The organism is Pseudomonas sp. IT-P176 (assembly GCF_949767245.1).
Classification (GTDB): domain Bacteria; phylum Pseudomonadota; class Gammaproteobacteria; order Pseudomonadales; family Pseudomonadaceae; genus Aquipseudomonas.
Genome location: NZ_CATKPN010000099.1, coordinates 1 through 657 on the forward strand (window position 1 = coordinate 1; position 657 = coordinate 657).

Annotated in this window: 1 protein-coding gene; it reads right to left on the reverse strand. The window is 63.8% G+C overall.

Annotated elements, in window-relative coordinates; all coding sequences use genetic code 11:
• Positions 1 to 657, reverse strand: a 657-nt coding sequence (gene vgrG, locus ACM6IP_RS24015) for a type VI secretion system tip protein VgrG (RefSeq protein ID WP_414862412.1), incomplete at both ends; no start/stop codon positions are given.

The window sequence follows — 657 nt, forward strand, 5'->3', positions numbered from 1 at the left end:
ACCGGCGGGCGGAAGCACACGCTATCCGAGTAGGGAATGGCCTGGAAACGGACCTCCAGGCTGCGGTCGCGGGCGGCGCTAAGGCCCAGGTGAGTGATCAACGCGCCAGGGGCAAAGGCCTGGGGTGCACCGCCGGAAATGTTCAAGACCTGGCCCGGCGCCAGGGTCGCGCTGCTGCTGATGCCGCTGAGTTGAGTCTGGTCGTTGAGGTAACGCTCGTGGCGCAGGCGGGCGTAGAAAAAGCCGCTTTCGCTTTGCAGCTCATCGTCCTGATCGAGGGCGTCGCCCAACTGGGTATACGCTTCGGCGTACAGATAGGCCTCGCCGTAGGTGCTGCTCGCCCCGCGGCTCTGGTCCACGTCGCCCTTGAGCCAGGCGTTGGCCTGGCGTGGGTCGTAGGCACGAAAGTGAACGTGTTGCTCCACCACCTGATGGCGAGTCTGCAGTTGCCAGACGGCGTCCTGGGCGCTGCTGCTCAGGCCGGAGGTCGGTCGATAAGGCAGTTCGACGTCGAACTGATAGTGACGTTGGGCGTCGTGCAACTCCACCACGTCGATACCCAGGCGTTCGTCGTTGGTGACGTGGTACCAGATCCCGATCTCAGCCAGCAGCCGCGAGATAAAGGCCAGGTCGCTTTCACCGAACTGCATGACCTGT